The following is an 18,436-nucleotide window of genomic DNA, read 5'->3' on the forward strand; positions in this document are numbered from 1 at the left end:
ACCACTGAGGGCCTATAGCTCAGTTGGTTAGAGCAGGGGACTCATAATCCCTTGGTCGCAGGTTCGAGTCCTGCTGGGCCCACCATATGAATCAAGACCTGCAGTTCAGCTGCAGGTCTTGACGCCCCAATCAGACGTTCCCGAGGAACAGTGTCGGTACAGCCCGTACCGATCGTCCCTCGGAGAACGTATGGCAACCCTCGTAAAAACACCTTCAGAAACATGGAAAGCGGTCATTCGTAAAAATGGCTGGCCGACTGCGTCTAAGACTTTCAGAACGGATGACGCTTGAATCTGCCCTGCGGCTTACTTCAGGTTGCCACTGAGAAACTGCTGCAGACGTCCGCTTTGCGGGTTACCCAATACGTCCTCGGGCGCGCCCTGCTCTTCGACCCGCCCTTGGTGCAGGAACAGCACCTGGTTCGACACTTTGCGCGCAAAGCTCATTTCGTGGGTCACCATGATCATGGTGCGGCCTTCTTCGGCCAGGCCCTGGATCACCTTGAGCACTTCGCCCACCAGCTCCGGGTCCAGTGCCGAAGTCGGTTCGTCGAACAGCATGATCTCCGGCTCCATGCTCAGGGCCCGGGCGATGGCAACGCGTTGCTGCTGACCACCGGAGAGGAACGCCGGGTATTGATCGGCGACGCGCGACGGCAGCCCCACCTTGTCGAGATAACGTCGGGCGCGCTCCTCTGCATCCTTCTTGCTGACACCCAGCGCACGGCGTGGGGCCATGGTGATGTTGTCGAGCACGGTCATGTGGCTCCACAGGTTGAAGTGCTGGAACACCATGGCCAGGCGAGTACGGATACGTTGCAGTTCATTGGCGTCGGCCACGCGCATGCCGTGGCGATCATGGACCATTTTAATCGGCTGGTTATCCAGGCTCATGGCGCCGTCGTTGGGCGTTTCCAGGAAGTTGATGCAACGCAGAAAGGTGCTCTTGCCAGAACCACTGGCGCCAATCAGGCTGATCACATCGCCGGTTTTGGCGTTCAGTGAAACGCCCTTGAGGACTTCATGGTTGCCGTAACTTTTGTGCAGGTTTTCAACGGTCAGTTTGTACATGAACAAGCATCCTGAATTAGTGAGCCGGGCCGAGGAAAGACAACCAACGGCGTTCAGCCAGGCGGAACAGGCCGACCAGAGAGAAAGTGACTGCCAGGTAGATCAACGCGGCGATGCCGAACGACTGGAAGGTCAGAAAGGTCGCCGAGTTGGCGTCCCGTGCGACTTTCAGGATGTCCGGGATGGTCGCGGTGAAGGCCACGGTGGTCGAGTGCAGCATCAGGATCACTTCGTTGCTGTAGTAAGGCAGCGAGCGACGCAGGGCCGACGGCATGATCACATAGGCGTACAGCTTCCAGCCCGTCAGGCCGTAGGCCTTGGCTGCTTCGACTTCACCGTGGTTCATGCTGCGAATGGCCCCGGCAAAGATCTCCGTGGTGTAGGCGCAGGTGTTCAGGGCAAAGGCCAGAATGGTGCAGTTCAATGCATCGCGGAAGAATGCATCCAGTAGCGGCTGGGCGCGCACCGCAGCCAGGCTGTAGATGCCGGTGTAGCAAATCAGCAACTGGATATACAGCGGCGTGCCTCGGAACAAGTAAGTGTAGAACTGCACCGGCCAGCGCACCCATACATTGGACGACACCCGGGCAATCGACAACGGCACCGACATCACGAAGCCAAAGAAAATCGAGGCACTGAGCAACCAGAGGGTCATGGCCAGCCCGGTGATGTGGCTGCCGTCCTGGTAAAGGAAGGGGCGCCAGTATTCCTGCAGTAGTTCGATCATCGTACGGCCTCCCGGGTGCCTGCGGCGTAGAAGACATCCAGCCGACGCAAGACGTAATTCGAAGCGGTGGTTATCACCAGATAGATCAAGGCGGCCAGCACCAGGAAGAAGAACAACTGATAGGAGCTTTTACCCGCATCCTGGGCCACCTTGACCAGATCGGCCAGACCGATGATCGAGACCAACGCGGTGGCCTTGAGGATCACCATCCAGTTATTACCGATGCCCGGCAGGGCAAAACGCATCATTTGCGGGAACACCACGAAGCGGAAGCGCTGAGCTCGGGTCAGGCCATAGGCGGTAGCGGCTTCCATCTGCCCGCGGGGTACCGCGAGGATGGCGCCACGGAAGGTCTCGGTGAAATACGCCCCGTAGATGAAACCCAGGGTAATGACCCCGGCACTGAACGGGTTGATCTCGATGTATTCCCATCCCATGAACTCGGTAAACGAGGTCAACCAGGTTTGCAGGCTGTAGAAAATCAGCAGCATCAGCACCAGGTCCGGCACACCGCGAATCAGCGTCGTGTAGAGCTGGGCCGTAACCCTCAGCAGTTTGACGTTTGACAGTTTCGCGCTGGCGCCGATCAGGCCCAGGCCAACGCTTACCAGCAAGCACAGAAAGGATAATTTGACCGTCATCCAGGAACCTTCCAGCAACAGTGGGCCGAAGCCCTTGAGGCTGAAGCCTGACAGTCCGAGATTCTGCAATAGGATTTCTAGCATTGAGCAGCCCTACATCAATCAAAAAAGTGCCCATCCGCAGATGGGCGCAGGGTCATTATTTGCCGCTGTAGAGATTCAGATTGCCAAAGTGCTTCTGTTGGACGGCCGCATAGGTGCCATTGTCGTGCAGAGCCTTGATGCCTTTGTTCAGCAAGGCCTGGAGTTCGGCGTTGCCTTTGGACAGACCCACGGCGGTTTTGGCTGGCAGAAGCGGGCTTTCGACCGGCTCGCTGACCTGGAAGTCGACGCCTTGTGGTGACTTCAGGAAGCCCAGTTCGGCTTGCAGCATGTCCTGGATTGAGGCATCGAGGCGTCCGGAGATCAGGTCAGCGTAGACCTGGTCCTGGTTGGCGTAGGCCTGGGTCTCTACCCCGGCTTTGTCCAGCACGGCCTTGGCGTAGGCTTCCTGGATGGTACCTTGCTCGTACCCGACCTTCTTGCCGATCAGTGAGGCCGGATCGCTGCCGAAGGCCGCACCTTTCTTGAATACCAGCGCAGTCGGCCCAGAGAACAGCTCGTTCGAGAAGTCGATGACTTTCTCACGTGCTGGTGTGACGGTCATGGAAGAGATCACGCCATCGAACTTGTTGGCCTTGAGGCCGGGAATCATGCCGTCGAAGTCGCTTTCGACCCACTTGCACTTGACCTTCAGCTCAGCGCAGATCGCATTGCCCAAGTCGATATCGAAACCCACCAGGCTTCCATCAGCGGCCTTGGATTCGAACGGCGCATAGGAAGGGTCGACGCCAAAACGTAACTCTTTGTACTCCTTGGCCAGCGCAGAGCCGGCAGCCACACACAAAGCCAATGCAGAAAGGGTCAGAAATGTTTTTGTCATTGTTTTTATTCCTAAGGACCAATATGAGCGCTGTGACACATGAGTACTGTCCTGGAGCTCGTATGTCACATTGGAAGAGGTAACACCCAACAGCTCGTGCTCCTGATGAACAGGAAGGCCGAGCGCGCAGGGAAAAGAGTCTAAAAGCAAGCGGGTGCGACGATAAGACGCAAAGTGCATTGATTTGACGAATTATTGGTCATTATGACGAACAATAGTGACGATATAGTGCGCTTGCGCTAATTCGTTAATCACGAGGAGCTCCTGCGACCGAAACAAATCGCCCTGTTAAATTCCCCGGCAAGCCGGTTGTGTTCTTTATTCCTTTTTAAGGTTTGGCCGACAAGCAGGGCATTACCTGACCTGAATTAAGGCACCGCTGCGCAGTCTGCGCTGGAGGCCCACAAGGCCTCGCGACGATCTCCAGCGGCGGCACCTCCGGCGAGCGCAGCCTTCGGTAGCGACTAAAGGAGTTGCGCAGGCAACCCACCTCAAGCACATCCATCCATTGCTGTTCATGACGGCAATCTTTGGCGTGCTAAAGCTCACGGCGTGCCTGTCCGCACACAGCCCGGCCTCGGTATTGGACAGTGAGCCGAATAGCCGACACAATCGGCTCACACCATGAGCCGAATAAGCTCATGCCTGTGATGCAAGCACCGCGTAAATGCGGGCACCCCGCCGCATCCATCGCAGGCAGCCTGCAGGATGCAAGTGCCCTTAACCTGGCACCAAGGCCTTTCAGCCAGCCCAATAGCCCTGACCCAGGGCCTGTATCCGAGATACCCCATGCCTGAAACACGCGCTGCAGCCCTCGACGAAATCGACCGTCAACTCATCGCCCTGTTGCAGATCAACGCCCGTGAAGGCGTGGCCACGCTGGCCCGGCAGTTGGGCATCGCTCGTACTACCGTCACCTCACGGCTGGCTCGCCTTGAGAAAACCAAGGTAATCACTGGCTACGGTGTTCGCCTCGGGCAGCGAGTGATTGATGGCGGCTTGCAGGCGTATGTCGGGATTACCGTGCAGCCACGTTCCGGCAAGGATGTGGTGCGGCGGCTCAGTGCCATGGGCCAGATCCAGCAGTTATGTGCGGTGAGTGGCGAGTTTGACTATGTGGCCTGGCTTCGCAGCGACTCACCGGAGCAACTGGACCAATTGCTCGATCAAATCGGCAACGTCGAAGGTGTGGAGAAAACCACCACCTCGATCATCCTCAGCAGCAAGGTGGATCGCGGGCAGCCGATTTGACCGCCTCGGTCGGCATGGCATGAGCCACGCCGGCGCCCACACAGATCGTCACTTTGTAGCATATCGTCGTCTAAATGACATAAATAAGATCATAACGACGACACTCTGCATCTTAATAACGAAATCCACACCCTCTAAAATGACCGCCAGGCAGTTTCCTATACTCAAGCTCCGCACTCCGCGCAGCCCTGGCAAGGTCAATCATGAACAAGAACAATCGCCACCCCGCCGATGGAAAAAAACCCGTCACTATTTTCGGCCCGGACTTCCCTTTCGCCTTTGACGACTGGATCGAACACCCCGCAGGCCTCGGCAGCATCCCGGCCGAGCGACAGGGTGAGGAAGTAGCGATTGTCGGTGCCGGGATCGCTGGCCTGGTGGCCGCGTACGAGTTGATGAAACTGGGCCTGAAACCGGTCGTTTACGAAGCCTCGAGGATGGGCGGCCGCCTGCGCTCGCAAGCCTTTGAAGGCACTGACGGGATCATTGCAGAACTGGGGGGAATGCGTTTTCCAGTGTCCTCCACGGCGTTCTATCACTATGTGGACAAGCTCGGCCTTGAGACCAAGCCGTTCCCCAACCCGCTGACCCCAGCTTCCGGTAGCACCGTGATCGATCTGGAAGGCCAGACCCATTACGCTGAAAAACTCTCCGATTTGCCCAAGCTGTTCCAGGAAGTGGCCGATGCCTGGGCCGACGCCCTGGAAAGCGGCGCGCGCTTTGGGGATATCCAGCAAGCCATCCGTGACCGTGATGTTCCCCGCCTCAAAGAGCTTTGGAACACGCTGGTGCCGCTCTGGGACGACCGCACCTTTTACGATTTCGTTGCGACCTCAAAGTCGTTCGCCAAGCTCAGCTTCCTGCACCGAGAAGTCTTTGGTCAGGTCGGTTTCGGCACGGGCGGCTGGGACTCGGACTTCCCCAACTCGATGCTGGAAATCTTCCGCGTGGTAATGACCAACTGCGACGATCACCAGCACTTGATCGTCGGTGGCGTCGAGCAGGTGCCGCAGGGAATCTGGCGCCATGTTCCTGAGCGCTGTGCCCACTGGCCCGCAGGTACCAGCCTGAGCTCACTGCACCGAGGCGCGCCGCGGCCGGGCGTCAAACGTATTGCCCGGGCCAGCGACGGTCGCCTGGCGGTGACTGACAACTGGGGAGATACCCGTCACTACGCAGCAGTGCTGACCACCTGCCAGAGCTGGTTGCTGACTACGCAGATCGAATGCGAGGAGTCGCTGTTCTCGCAGAAGATGTGGATGGCCCTGGACCGCACACGCTACATGCAGTCGTCGAAGACCTTCGTCATGGTCGACCGCCCCTTCTGGAAGGACAAGGACCCGGAAACCGGTCGCGACCTGATGAGCATGACCCTGACCGACCGCCTCACCCGTGGCACCTACCTGTTCGACAACGGCGACGACAAGCCGGGGGTGATCTGCCTGTCCTATTCGTGGATGAGCGATGCCCTGAAAATGCTGCCTCAACCCGTGGAAAAACGGGTGAAACTGGCACTGGATGCGCTGAAGAAGATCTACCCGAAAGTGGACATCGCCGGGCACATCATCGGCGATCCGATTACGGTTTCCTGGGAAGCCGATCCGCACTTCCTGGGTGCGTTCAAAGGCGCTCTGCCCGGCCACTACCGCTACAACCAGCGGATGTACGCGCACTTCATGCAGCAGGACATGCCAGCCGAGCAGCGCGGTATGTTCATCGCCGGTGATGACGTCTCCTGGACCCCCGCCTGGGTAGAAGGGGCGGTACAAACGTCACTCAATGCGGTGTGGGGTATCATGACCCACTTCGGTGGCCACACCCATCCGGACAACCCAGGCCCAGGCGACGTGTTCAATGAAATTGGCCCAATTGCCCTGGCCGACTGACGAGAGAACCGCCATGCGTATCGCCGTGTATCAGGGTGCGCCGCTACCAGTGGACGTGCCCGGCAACCTGGAGCGCTTGCATCAGCAAGCGCAGGCCGCTGCTGCCCGGGGCGCCGAACTGCTGGTGTGCCCGGAGATGTTCCTGACGGGCTATAACATCGGCGCCGACGCTGTAGCACGGCTGGCCGAGGCCGAGGACGGCCCCTCGGCCATGGCCGTGGTGGAGATCGCCCAAAGCAACGGCATTGCCATCGCCTATGGCTACCCTGAGCGGGCCGATGATGGTCGGCTGTACAACGCAGTACAGCTGATCGACGCCCACGGCAGCAGCCTGTGCAACTACCGCAAGACGCACCTGTTCGGCGGCCTTGACCGGGCGATGTTCAGCCCGGGCCCGGACCACTTCCCGGTGGTCCAGCTCAACGGCTGGAAGCTTGGCCTGTTGATCTGCTACGACATCGAGTTCCCGGAGAACGCACGACGTCTGGCCCTGGCCGGCGCCGAACTGATACTGGTGCCGACCGCGAACATGGTGCCCTACGACTTTGTCGCCCAGGTCACCGTGCGCGCCCGCGCCTACGAAAACCAGTGTTATCTGGTTTACGCCAACTACTGCGGTGCCGAGGACGCGATCCAGTACTGTGGGCAAAGCAGTATCGTCGGCCCGGATGGCAGCATCCTGGCCATGGCTGGACGCGAGGCCTGTTTGCTGGTCAGTGATCTGGATCGCCAACAGGTCGTACAGGGCCGGGCCAACACCCCCTATTTGCACGACCTGCGCCCCGAGCTGTACGGCGACCCGCGCAAAGGCTGAGTTATCCGCTAGCATGACGGTTCGCGTTTTGCTGGAGCCGTCATGCCTGCCACGTTTGCACACCATACCTTGGCCAACGGCCTGCAGCTCACACTGCGCCATGCGCCACACCTGAAGCGCTGCGCCGCCGCAGTGCATGTCGCTGCCGGTAGCCACGATGCTCCAACGGCATGGCCGGGGCTGGCGCACTTCCTTGAACACCTGTTTTTTCTCGGCAACAGCCGCTTCCCGGCTGAAGACGGCCTGATGCGCTATGTGCAACGCCACGGTGGCCAGGTCAATGCAAGCACGCGGGAACGGGCCACTGAGTTTTTTTTCGAAGTCCCGGTCGCGGCATTCAGCGGTGCCCTGGAGCGGCTGTGCGACATGCTTGCCCAGCCCCGCCTGGACGACCACGCCGCGCAGTTGCGCGAACGCGAAGTGCTGCACGCCGAGTTCATTGCCTGGTCCCGCGACCGCGCCTCGCAGGCACAATTCACCCTGCTTCAGTGCGTATCGGCAGGCCATCCACTGCGCGCCTTCCATGCCGGTAACCGCTACAGCCTGGGTGTACAGCAGGCCGCCTTTCAACGGGCACTGCAGGACTTCCACAAACGCTACTACCAGGCAGGGCAAATAACCTTGAGCCTGGCCGGGCCACAACCACTGACCGAGTTGTTGGCAATGGCCGAAGCCTGTAGCCAGGCCTTCGATCCCGGGCTGAAGACAGCCCAGGCACCCGTCACACCTCTGCAACTGTGCGGCGCACCGGCCCAACCGGCAGGCCTGCTGAACCTGTTGTTCGCCTGTGAACGCTTGCCTACCGGTAGCGAGGACGCAATCGCATTCCTCAGCACGTGGCTGACGGACAGCCAACCCGGCAGCCTGCTCGCACTGTTGCGCGAAAAAGGCTGGATAACGGGCCTCAGTTTCAAAACGCTGTATCAGTATGAGCAGCAGGCCCTGCTGCATGTGCAGTTCACCCTGACGGATGAGCAGCATCGCAGTGACGTTGAACGGCTGTTTTTTGATTGGCTGGCTTTTTTCAACAGCGCCGACCGGACGCCGCTGGTGGAGGAGTACGCCCGACTCCTGGCCTGCCAGCAAGGGCGTGCCGGCGCCCTGCAACTGGCACGTCAAGACAGCACGGGCAACCCACCTGGGACACCGGACAGTGCAGCGCTGAGCGCCCTGCTCAACACGCTACTGGCTCGCACATGCCCGCGTCTCGAAACCTTCATGCCCTGGCAGTTGCCCGAGCCCAACCCATTCCTGGTGAACGCTGATGCCGCCACTCAGGCGTCGTCGGGCACCCCCCACATGGTCTACAACCCTGCCCTGCCAAGCACACGCCAGACCGGCATCCTGTACCTGCGCTGGCAACTCGACTCACGCGGCCACGATAACCTCTACGCACGGCTCAACGGTGCCCTGCAAAGGCTCATCGAACGCGCGGCACAAGCCTGTGTAGAGCTGGAATTCAGCGCCTGCGCACACTACTGGCAGTTGCGCTGCGCTGGCGCACCCAGTGCCGTCAATGCTGTTGTCACGCAAGCCCTGGCGGTGCTGCGCAGCCCTCCAGCGAGTACCTGGCAGACGGCCACGACCCCAGCCCGGGAACCGACACTGATACCCATCCGCCAACTGCTCCGGCAATTGCCGGAGGTTGTTCTGGGGGGAGGGAACACAACCCCGCAGGTGCAAACAGCCACCGACGCAGAGCTTCAGGCCGTGTGGAGCAGCGCACGCTGGCAAGGGCTGGCCACTGGCTTTGCGGCAACCGAACGGCAACCACTGGCGATTCCCGGCAGTGCTGGCAGCCACACCACGCCGCGCCTCATTCGCGGCAGGCAGTGGTACCACTCGACCGATGACAGCGCAGAGCAAGCCCTGCTGTTGTTCTGCCCGGTGGCCGATGAGGCTGCAGGACGCCTGCTGGCACACCTGATCCAGGGGCCTTTCTACCAGCGTCTGCGGGTCGAACTGCAATTGGGTTATGCCGTGTTCAGCGCCTTCCGTCAGGTTCAAGGCCATGCTGGCCTGCTGTTCGGCGTGCAGTCACCGTCGGTCAGCCATAGGCAAATCCTCATGCACATCAACACCTTCATTGATGGGCTAGGACTCTGGCTCAACACTCACGCCAGCGAGCTGGAAGCACAACGTCAGGCCCTGGCGGCGCAGTTCGCTGAATCGAGCATGAGCAACAGCGATGTGGCCGAGTGGGCCTGGCAAGCGCAACTGGCCGGCCATCCCCTGCAGACACTGAAGCCGTTGCAGGCACGCATCAAGGCTGTAGACCTGGCAACACTCGAAGCCGCCGCCGAGGCGGTGCGCCGGGTTGACCAGGGTTGGCTATGCTTGGCCAACGGCCCAGCGCCGTCCGCCGCCTGGCAGGATGCATGCTGATTTTTACGCCAGCGGTAACGGCATTTATCTAAGATTTAACCTTTCAGCTTCGTATTTTTTAGTAAGATAGCGCAATCCTGGCCACCAAACCCCCTTCATTGCGAGGGTGGACTAAATAAGTAGCCACCAACCCCCAGACCTATCCGGAAGGAGTAATCCCATGTGGACCAAACCTGCATACACTGATCTGCGTATCGGCTTTGAAGTGACCATGTACTTCGCAAACCGCTGAGTTTGCTGTCAGTACAACGCCTCGGTCAGCCGGGGCGTTTTCATTTTCAGACGCGGCAGGAGTGGCCATGTACATCCAGATTCTCGGTTCCGCCGCCGGTGGCGGTTTCCCCCAGTGGAACTGCAACTGTGACAACTGCAAGGGCTTTCGCGATGGCACCCTGCGCGCCACGGCGCGAACCCAGTCGTCGATCGCCTTGTCCGATGACGGCGTCCACTGGGTACTCTGCAATGCTTCGCCAGACATCCGCGCCCAACTGCAAAGCTTTGCCCCGATGCAGCCGGCACGGGCACTGCGCGACACGGGCATCAACGCGATCGTCCTGCTCGACAGCCAGATTGATCACACCACGGGCCTGCTCAGCCTTCGCGAAGGCTGCCCCCATCAGGTCTGGTGCACCGACATGGTCCATCAGGACCTGAGCACCGGCTTTCCGCTGTTCAATATGCTCAGCCACTGGAACGGTGGGCTGGTCTGGAACCGTATCGAACTGGAAGGCAGCTTCGTTATCGACGCCTGCCCTAACCTGCGCTTCAGCCCGTTCCCGCTGCGCAGCGCCGCACCGCCTTACTCGCCACACCGCTTCGACCCACACCCAGGTGACAACCTCGGGCTGATGGTCGAAGACCTGCGCACTGGCGGTACCTTGTTCTATGCCCCAGGCCTTGGGCAAGTCGATGACGGGCTGATGGAGAAGATGGCCAGCGCCGACTGCCTGCTGGTCGACGGAACCCTATGGGACGATGATGAGATGCAGCGACGTGGTGTCGGCACCCGTACAGGTCGGGAAATGGGCCACCTGGCCCAGAACGGCCCAGGTGGCATGCTTGAAGTGCTGGAACACCTGCCGACGCAGCGCAAGGTGCTTATCCACATCAACAATACCAACCCGATCCTGGATGAAGACTCGGCCGAACGCGCTGAACTGAACCGCCGCGGTGTCGAAGTCGCCTTCGACGGCATGAGCATCGAGTTGTAGGAGCTGACATGAACGACGCCAAAGCGCTGTCCCCCGCCGAGTTTGAACAAGCCCTGCGGGCCAAGGGTGCCTACTACCACATTCATCACCCGTATCACGTGGCCATGTATGAAGGCCGGGCCAGCCGCGAGCAGATCCAGGGCTGGGTTGCCAACCGCTTCTACTATCAGGTGAATATCCCGATGAAGGATGCCGCGATCCTGGCCAACTGCCCGGACCGCGAGATCCGCCGCGAGTGGATTCAACGCCTGCTCGACCATGACGGCGCACCTGGTGAAGATGGCGGTATCGAAGCCTGGCTGCGCCTGGGCCAGGCCGTTGGCCTTGATCCCGAGCAACTACGCTCTCAAGAGCTGGTGCTGCCCGGTGTACGCTTTGCGGTGGACGCCTATGTCAACTTTGCCCGACGAGCCTGCTGGCAGGAAGCCGCCAGCAGCTCCCTGACCGAACTGTTCGCGCCACAGATCCATCAGTCGCGCCTGGACAGCTGGCCGCAACACTACCCGTGGATCGACCCTGCCGGTTACGCGTACTTCCGAACACGCCTGAGCCAGGCCCGTCGCGATGTCGAACATGGCCTGAGTATCACCTTGCAGCACTACACTACAGTGGAAGGCCAACAGCGCATGCTGGAGATTCTCCAGTTCAAGCTGGACATTCTCTGGAGCATGCTCGATGCCATGAGCATGGCCTACGAACTGAACCGCCCGCCCTATCACACCGTCACCCGTGAACGGGTCTGGCACAAGGGGATTGCCCTATGAGCTTCGATCGCAACCTGACCCCGCGCTGGCGCCCGGGTTACCGCTTCCAGTTCGAGCCGGCACAGAAAGCCCATGTGCTGCTCTACCCGGAGGGCATGATCAAGCTCAACGAAAGCGCCTCGGCCATCGGCCGGTTGATTGATGGTCAGCGCACGGTCGCCGCGATCATCGCCAACCTGGACGAGCAGTTTCCCGGCGTACCCGAACTTGGGGATGACATCGAGCAATTCATGGAGGTCGCCCGTGTCGAACACTGGATCGAGCTTGCCTGAGGTACCCGCTACCCCTGAGGTCGGTCTGCCGCTGTGGTTGCTGGCCGAGCTGACCTACCGTTGCCCACTGCAGTGCCCTTACTGCTCCAACCCACTGGACTTCGCTGCCCAGGGCCAGGAGCTGAACACCGAGCAATGGTTCAAGGTGATGCGTGAAGCGCGGGAAATGGGCGCCGCGCAACTGGGTTTTTCCGGTGGCGAACCGCTGGTTCGTCAGGACCTCGCCGAACTGATCGGCGAAGGCCGCCGCCTAGGCTACTACACCAACCTGATCACCTCGGGTATCGGCCTGACCGAACAGAAGATTGCCGACTTCAAGCACGCCGGGCTGGACCATATCCAGATCAGCTTCCAGGCCAGCGACGAAGAGGTAAACAACCTGTTGGCCGGCTCGAAGAAAGCCTTTGCGCAGAAGCTGGAAATGGCCCGCGCGGTAAAAGCCCACGGTTACCCGATGGTGCTGAACTTCGTGACCCACCGGCACAACATCGACAGGATCGACCGCATCATCGAGCTGTGCATTGCCCTGGAAGCGGACTTCGTCGAGCTTGCCACCTGCCAGTTCTATGGCTGGGCACACTTGAACCGGGTCGGCCTGCTGCCGACACGCGCCCAACTGGAGCGCGCCGAACGCATCACCAACGAGTACCGCGAAACGCTCAAGGCTGCTGGCAACCCCTGCAAACTGATCTTCGTCACCCCGGACTACTACGAGGAGCGCCCGAAAGCCTGCATGAACGGCTGGGGCAGCGTATTCCTCACCGTCACCCCGGACGGCACAGCGCTGCCCTGCCACGGCGCACGGCAACTGCCCGTGCAGTTTCCCAACGTGCGTGAACACAGCATGCAGCACATCTGGTACGACTCGTTCGGCTTCAACCGCTACCGCGGTTATGACTGGATGCCTGAGCCGTGCCGCTCCTGCGACGAGAAGGAAAAAGACTTCGGCGGCTGCCGCTGCCAGGCCTTCATGCTCACCGGCGACGCCAGCAAGGCTGACCCGGTCTGCGCCAAATCGGCCGACCACGGGATCATCCTCAACGCCCGGAAAGACGCCGAACACGCCAACCTCTCCATCGACCAGATGACGTTCCGCAATGATCGAAACTCCCGTGTCATCGCTCGCGGCTGATCGCTTCAGCGCCGAACAGGCGGTAGCCGCAGGCGCCGACTATGCCGAACTCAAGGTCGGCCCGCACGGGTTGTTCTGGAATGCCTTTCGTCCCCAGGACGGTGCTTGCCGGATCTGGCATTGGCACAAGGGCCGCAGCCGCTGCCTGACGCCCGATGGTTTCAGCGTACGCAGCCGGGTCTACGAGTATGGCGGCGGTGCATTCTGCCTCACGGCCAACGGCCTGGTGTTCGTCAACGAAACAGACCAGCAGCTCTATCGGCAAGGCCTCGATGGCGGCCAGCCGCAGCCGCTGACCCACGGCCATCGTCGTTACGGTGATTTGTGCTGGGCAGACGGCAAGGTCGTGGCCGTTGAGGAAACGCACACGCCGGATCAGGTCGAACACCGCTTGGTCGCCATTGGCCACGGCTCACGGGAGGTACTGGCCGAAGGTGCGGACTTCTATGCATCTGCGACCGTGAGCGAGGATGGAGCCCGCCTGGCCTGGATCGAGTGGAACCGCCCCGATCAACCCTGGACCGCCACCCGCCTGCTGTGCTGCCAGCGTCAGGCCGATGGCCGCTGGAGCCCGGCGCAGTGCATTGCGGGTGACGGCGACGAACAGGAATCCCTGCAGCAACCGCGCTTCGACAGCAATGGCCGCCTGTATTGCCTGTCAGACCGTGAAGGTTTCTGGCAGCCCTGGGGTGAAACCGAACAGGGTTGGCAGGCACTCCCCGCCACGGCGGCCGACCACGCTGGCGCCCCTTGGCAACTGGGCGCCAGCACCTGGCGCCCCCTGGACCGTGGACGTTATCTGGCCAGTTGGTTCGAAGACGGTTTCAGCCGCCTGGGCGTGCGCCATCTCGACGGCACGCTAGAAGACTTCAGCGGCACGTTCACCCGTTTTCGCTGCCTGGACCTGGACAACACCTACCTGTATGCCATCGCGTCGTCGGCCACCCACCCACCGGCTGTCATCGCCATCCACCGACGGACGCACCATGTTCAGGTGTTGAGTGGCGGCGTACTTCCGTTACCGGCTGAACGCATCAGCCGACCGCAAACCCTCCGTTACCCCAGCGGTGATGGTATTGCCCATGGCTTTTTCTACCCGGCCATGAACGGGACGTCGCGCCCACCGCTGGTGGTGTTCATCCACGGTGGCCCGACATCCGCATGCTACCCGGTGCTCGACCCGCGTGTTCAATACTGGACCCAACGCGGCTTTGCCGTCGCCGACCTCAACTATCGAGGCAGCAGTGGCTATGGCCGGGCCTATCGTCAGGCGCTGTGCGGGCGCTGGGGCGAAGTCGACGTGGAAGATGCCTGTGCCGTAGTCAGCTACCTGGCCGGGCAAGGCCTGGTGGACCCAACCCAGGCCTTTATCCGAGGCGGTAGCGCCGGTGGTTACACCACCCTGTGTGCGCTGGCCTTTCACAACGTGTTCCGTGCTGGCGCGAGCCTCTACGGGGTCAGTGATCCGCTGGCCCTGACCCGCGCCACGCACAAGTTTGAAGGCGACTACCTCGACTGGCTGATCGGCGACCCCGTGCGGGACATCGAGCGTTACCGACAACGCACACCGCTGCTGCATGCCGCACAAATCAAAGTGCCAGTGATCTTCTTCCAGGGCGAACTGGATGCGGTGGTAGTCCCCGAGCAAACGCGCAGCATGCTCGACGCCCTGAAACGCCGCGGTATTCACGCCGAAGGGCACTTCTATGCCAATGAACGCCACGGCTTTCGAACCGCGGCCAACCTCGCCCATGCGCTGGAGGAGGAATGGAAGTTCTACCGTAAAGTCCTCAGCGCACCTTAGAACGCCAGGCGTGCCTTTGAGCAGCTGACGGCAGATAAAAAAACGCCCCGAGCCAAAACGATCAGGCCCAGGGCGATGCGCAGGAACGCGAGACGGTTCGTAAAATTCGTTAGTGCAGAACGTTGCCGGAAAGGATCAGGTGGTCCAGTTGGTCGGCTACCAGCACTTGTTTGCCAGCGTTCAAGGCTTTTTCCAGCAGGCGTCGCTCGGCGTCACGCCAAGGCTCCTGCGGTTGCTCAGGCCCCAGGTCGATCAGTAGATCGAAACTGTCCAGCCGTGGCATGCGGGCATGGGCGTAGAGGTGGCAGATATGCACCGCTTCGGCGTTTTGCAGCAGCCAGCGGTTCAGTGGCCCATGACGCTGGGCGGGCGAATGTTGCAGGACAAGTACACGCATCTCAGGCACTCGCCTCGCGACGACGGTTCAGTTGCGCGGTATGGACCCGGGCGAATGCCCGCGCCAGGCGCAACAGCATTTCATCAATGTTGCCTTTGCTCACGGTCAACGCCGGCGAAAAACGCAGCACGTTCGCCTGCGGTGCGTTCAACAGCAGGCCTTCCTGCAGCGCAGCCTTGACCACCGCAGCCGCCGAGTCATCCGCCAGTTCCAGCCCCCAGAGCAAGCCCTGGCCGCGCACTTCACCCTGGCCGTAGCGTGCAGTCAGACGCCCCAAACCATCGCGCAGGTGCCGGCCGGCCTCCTGTACATGGTCGAAGAACCCCGACTCCAATACCGTTTGCAGCACCGCCAGGCCAGCAGCGCTCATCAGCGCATTACCGTGATGGCTTCCCTCCAGCTCGCCCGGCTCGGCACAGCAGGCCGTGCCACGTGCCAGCAGTGCGGCCAGCGGCACGCCACCACCCAAGCCTTTGCCCAAGGTCAGAATATCGGCGCGTACACCGTAGGTTTGCTCGGCAAGCAAAGCGCCGCAGCGACCGATACCGGTTTGAACCTCATCAAGGATCAGCAGAATGCCCAGCTCGCGGCACAGACGCTGGACACCCTGCAGGTAGTCCTGGGTCGCCGGAATGACGCCAGCCTCGCCCTGGATCGGCTCGAGCATGATCGCAACCGTGCGCGAGTCGACGGCGGCATGCAGGGCTGCAAGGTCGTTGTAAGGCACCTTGCTGAAACCTGGCACGCCAGGCTCGCACCGGTTGCACGGCGACGGGTCGGAGGCCGACAACGCACCCAACGTACGCCCATGGCAGCTCTGGCTGGCCGTGATGATGTGGTAGGCACCGTTACGATGCAGTTGGCCCCACTTGCGTGCCAGCTTGATCGCACCTTCGCAGGCTTCGGCGCCACTGTTAAGCAGATAGGCCTGATCACTGCCGGTGCTTTCACACAGGCGATTGACCAGTTGCAACAAGCCACGGTTATGAAACCCTGCCCCCGGATTGATCAGCGCCTGAGCCTGGGCACCCAATGCCTGAACCAGTGCTTTGGGGCTATGCCCAAGGCTGTTGACCGCACAGCCCTGAGTAAAATCGAGGTACGCCCGCCCATCACTGTCCCACAGCCAGGAACCCTGACCCCGGACGAAGACTTGTGCCGGGCGCTCTGCCACTGGCATCAGGCATTCACGCGACAACGACTCGACCGGTGCAGTGATCACCGGAGCAGGCTCGTGCTCCTCAAGGGTGGCCGGCGAACGACGCAGGTTGAACAGGTTCATGCGCGTAACCCTTCCAGTGGCAAGCCGAGCAGACGCGATGTCCAGTCTTCGACCTGGCCGGTACGTAGACGCCTCATCGCGATGTCGCGCCAGCGTGACGACAGGGCCGGACAATCCACCAGCTTTTTCAAACCTGCATGCTCCAGGGGTTCACGGAAAAAAGCATGTAACGCCCAGGCTACGGTGAGGCCTGGATAGCTACGCTGAATCAATTCAAAAGGATCTTCGGCGCTGACAAAACCCGGTTTGAGCACCCGGTAGAACCAGCCGCAACGGCCCGTTTGCTGAGCCTGTTCAGGCAAGTCCTGCAGGCCCCAGCGGTGGCTGAGCCGATAACAGGGCGAGCGCGGCTGGCTGATCTGCAACAGCGCGCCCCCCCATCGAAACATGTCGCCCAGGCAAACGGATTCTTCGCTCATGCCGTGGGTCGACAGGTTTTCGCCAAAAGCCGGTGCACACCAGTCGATCTGTGGATAACGTTTGCGCCAATAGGCGTAGTGCTCGGCGGGGTAGTGATGCAAGGCCCGTTCGGGGCCGGTATGGAAGCGTGGGTCGCCGTGTTCATCGCTGCCCAGTCCCTGTGGCCACAACCACAGCCTTCTTGCAACCTGTTCCTTATCAATGTCGGTCAATAAGCCATGACCGATGTTTTTAGCCTTGCCTATGTAAACACCATCCACATACACGGTATTCATCGCGCCCTATGGCCCTGTAAACCTTGTGAATACGGGATAGACTAGGCTTCTTGCAGGCTAACAGCCATTTCGTTTTTCGAGCTTTTTTGATAAGTATCTCTTATGGATTTTCGCCAACTGCGTTATTTCGTCGCGGTCTACGAAGAAGGTCATGTCGGCCGGGCTGCCGAACGCCTGTCACTGTCCCAACCGGCGCTGTCGCAACAGATCCGGCAACTCGAACACAGCCTGGATGTCAGCCTGTTCGAACGCGGCAACAAGCGACTGCTGCCGACCCTGGCAGCGCACACCCTGTACAACCACGCACTGCCCCTGCTCGACGGCCTGCAACGGGCGAGTGACGCCCTGCGTAACTTCAAGGGGCAGTCATTGCGTACCTTGGCCATCGGGGTACTGCAGACCGTACGCCCAAGCCTGGTACCACAGCTGCTCGACCGGGTACGCAAGGCGCAGCCACACCTGGTGGTACAGATCTACGAACTGTCAGGTATGGAAATCGAGCGACGCCTGCTAAACGGCACACTGGATATCGGCATCAGCTACCTGCCGCCGCGCCAGCCGGGCCTGCACGGCTTGATGCTCTATGAAGACGAACTGCAATTGGTGATCCCCAATACCCACCCGTTGCGCGAATTCAAGAAAGTCTCGCTGAAACAGGCCGCCGAGTTACCGATGCTGCTGCTGGGCGAAGAGTTTCAGGTGCGGCAGATCTGGCAGTCGCAGTTGGCCAACCTTGGCCGGCGCCCGCAGGTTCAGGCGGAAATGAACAACATGGGCGGGATTCTAGACAGCCTGCCACACACGTCGCTGGCTACCGTCTTGCCCGGCCGGGCCCAAGAGGTGACGGATGATCAGGAACTGCTCTGGAAGCCGTTGAGCGAGCCACGGGTGCCGCTGAAAGTGGGCTTGGTGTTCCGGGATGCGCAGCGCCAGCAAGCCTCGATCGAGTTGCTGCGTACGCTACTGGAAGAAGAGATCGACCCACGGCACATCGGCGTATCGCCGCTGGACGTGCTGGGCTGATTTAATTGCGGGCATAAGAAAACCCCGCCGAGGCGGGGTTTGCAGACTGTTTCCCTGACATCCATTTCACCCGCCATCCTGGCAGGAATCCTGCGTGTCCCTGTTCTGTACATTGCGCGTCCTGCGCGACGTCCATGTGGTAAAGATTAGCGATGGATC

The 18,436-nt window shown here is 60.7% G+C and carries 18 protein-coding genes, 1 tRNA gene and 1 pseudogene; 13 read left to right on the forward strand and 7 right to left on the reverse strand.

Going from position 1 to position 18,436, the window contains the following annotated elements:
* The first annotated feature begins 8 nt into the window (after positions 1-8).
* Positions 9-85 (forward strand) — tRNA-Ile (locus tag UIA24_RS10755).
* 105 nt (positions 86-190) lie between these two features.
* Positions 191-280 (forward strand): annotated as a pseudogene (locus UIA24_RS10760) (integrase); the annotation flags it as partial.
* 26 nt (positions 281-306) lie between these two features.
* Here the strand turns inward: UIA24_RS10760 and UIA24_RS10765 are convergent.
* From UIA24_RS10765 to UIA24_RS10780, 4 genes are read right to left on the reverse strand one after another with little or no spacing between them, the layout of a single operon-like run.
* On the reverse strand, positions 307-1,071 hold the full coding sequence (locus UIA24_RS10765; protein ID WP_330522825.1) for an ABC transporter ATP-binding protein: 765 nt from the start codon (positions 1,069-1,071) through the stop codon (positions 307-309).
* Between the two features lie 16 nt (positions 1,072-1,087).
* A complete protein-coding gene (locus UIA24_RS10770; RefSeq protein ID WP_330522826.1) occupies positions 1,088-1,798 on the reverse strand; it encodes an ABC transporter permease in 711 nt (236 codons plus the stop codon).
* The gene (locus UIA24_RS10775) at positions 1,795-2,523 is read right to left on the reverse strand and encodes an ABC transporter permease (protein ID WP_330522827.1); all 729 of its coding nucleotides are present in this window, start codon (positions 2,521-2,523) and stop codon (positions 1,795-1,797) included. The genes UIA24_RS10770 and UIA24_RS10775 overlap by 4 nt, the downstream gene beginning before the upstream one ends.
* 55 nt (positions 2,524-2,578) lie before the next feature.
* A complete protein-coding gene (locus UIA24_RS10780) occupies positions 2,579-3,361 on the reverse strand; it encodes a transporter substrate-binding domain-containing protein (protein WP_330522828.1) in 783 nt (260 codons plus the stop codon).
* A 789-nt stretch (positions 3,362-4,150) separates the two neighbouring features.
* Between UIA24_RS10780 and UIA24_RS10785 the strand changes: the two genes are divergently transcribed.
* The 10 genes from UIA24_RS10785 (at position 4,151) to UIA24_RS10830 (ending at position 14,880) form a co-directional block, all read left to right on the forward strand.
* Positions 4,151-4,612: an Lrp/AsnC family transcriptional regulator gene (locus UIA24_RS10785; protein ID WP_099776001.1), complete on the forward strand. Its 462-nt coding sequence runs from the start codon at positions 4,151-4,153 to the stop codon at positions 4,610-4,612.
* A 203-nt stretch (positions 4,613-4,815) separates the two neighbouring features.
* On the forward strand, positions 4,816-6,498 hold the full coding sequence (locus UIA24_RS10790) for a flavin monoamine oxidase family protein (RefSeq protein ID WP_065759048.1): 1,683 nt from the start codon (positions 4,816-4,818) through the stop codon (positions 6,496-6,498).
* 13 nt (positions 6,499-6,511) lie between these two features.
* Positions 6,512-7,312 (forward strand): carbon-nitrogen hydrolase family protein, encoded by an 801-nt coding sequence (locus UIA24_RS10795; protein WP_330522829.1) that lies wholly within the window; start codon positions 6,512-6,514, stop codon positions 7,310-7,312.
* Between the two features lie 42 nt (positions 7,313-7,354).
* Positions 7,355-9,697, forward strand: a complete 2,343-nt coding sequence (pqqF, locus tag UIA24_RS10800) for a pyrroloquinoline quinone biosynthesis protein PqqF (protein WP_330522830.1) — start codon at positions 7,355-7,357, stop codon at positions 9,695-9,697.
* Between the two features lie 160 nt (positions 9,698-9,857).
* Positions 9,858-9,929, forward strand: coding sequence for a pyrroloquinoline quinone precursor peptide PqqA (pqqA, locus tag UIA24_RS10805; RefSeq protein WP_003243383.1), 72 nt, complete (start codon positions 9,858-9,860; stop codon positions 9,927-9,929).
* Positions 9,930-9,996: 67 nt separating this feature from the next.
* A complete protein-coding gene (gene pqqB / locus UIA24_RS10810) occupies positions 9,997-10,908 on the forward strand; it encodes a pyrroloquinoline quinone biosynthesis protein PqqB (protein ID WP_330522831.1) in 912 nt (303 codons plus the stop codon).
* Positions 10,909-10,916: 8 nt separating this feature from the next.
* Complete coding sequence (gene pqqC / locus UIA24_RS10815; RefSeq protein WP_065761431.1) at positions 10,917-11,672, forward strand: pyrroloquinoline-quinone synthase PqqC; 756 nt, start codon at positions 10,917-10,919, stop codon at positions 11,670-11,672.
* Positions 11,669-11,944 (forward strand): pyrroloquinoline quinone biosynthesis peptide chaperone PqqD, encoded by a 276-nt coding sequence (gene pqqD / locus UIA24_RS10820; RefSeq protein WP_330522832.1) that lies wholly within the window; start codon positions 11,669-11,671, stop codon positions 11,942-11,944. The genes pqqC and pqqD overlap by 4 nt, the downstream gene beginning before the upstream one ends.
* The gene (gene pqqE, locus UIA24_RS10825; protein ID WP_065761429.1) at positions 11,916-13,076 is read left to right on the forward strand and encodes a pyrroloquinoline quinone biosynthesis protein PqqE; all 1,161 of its coding nucleotides are present in this window, start codon (positions 11,916-11,918) and stop codon (positions 13,074-13,076) included. Before pqqD ends, pqqE begins: the two co-directional genes overlap by 29 nt.
* Positions 13,042-14,880, forward strand: a complete 1,839-nt coding sequence (locus UIA24_RS10830; protein ID WP_330522833.1) for a S9 family peptidase — start codon at positions 13,042-13,044, stop codon at positions 14,878-14,880. The genes pqqE and UIA24_RS10830 overlap by 35 nt, the downstream gene beginning before the upstream one ends.
* Positions 14,881-14,989: 109 nt before the next feature.
* Here the strand turns inward: UIA24_RS10830 and UIA24_RS10835 are convergent, their stop codons facing one another.
* From UIA24_RS10835 to UIA24_RS10845, 3 genes are read right to left on the reverse strand one after another with little or no spacing between them, the layout of a single operon-like run.
* The gene (locus UIA24_RS10835; protein ID WP_065761427.1) at positions 14,990-15,277 is read right to left on the reverse strand and encodes a hypothetical protein; all 288 of its coding nucleotides are present in this window, start codon (positions 15,275-15,277) and stop codon (positions 14,990-14,992) included.
* 1 nt (position 15,278) lies between these two features.
* On the reverse strand, positions 15,279-16,559 hold the full coding sequence (locus tag UIA24_RS10840; RefSeq protein ID WP_330522834.1) for an aspartate aminotransferase family protein: 1,281 nt from the start codon (positions 16,557-16,559) through the stop codon (positions 15,279-15,281).
* Positions 16,556-17,254, reverse strand: a complete 699-nt coding sequence (locus tag UIA24_RS10845) for an MOSC domain-containing protein (RefSeq protein WP_330522835.1) — start codon at positions 17,252-17,254, stop codon at positions 16,556-16,558. The genes UIA24_RS10840 and UIA24_RS10845 overlap by 4 nt, the downstream gene beginning before the upstream one ends.
* 102 nt (positions 17,255-17,356) lie before the next feature.
* Between UIA24_RS10845 and UIA24_RS10850 the strand changes: the two genes are divergently transcribed.
* On the forward strand, positions 17,357-18,277 hold the full coding sequence (locus tag UIA24_RS10850; RefSeq protein ID WP_065761424.1) for a LysR substrate-binding domain-containing protein: 921 nt from the start codon (positions 17,357-17,359) through the stop codon (positions 18,275-18,277).
* The last annotated feature ends 159 nt before the right edge of the window (positions 18,278-18,436 follow it).

This window comes from Pseudomonas sp. AL 58 (assembly GCF_036348395.1).
Lineage (GTDB): Bacteria > Pseudomonadota > Gammaproteobacteria > Pseudomonadales > Pseudomonadaceae > Aquipseudomonas > Aquipseudomonas defluvii.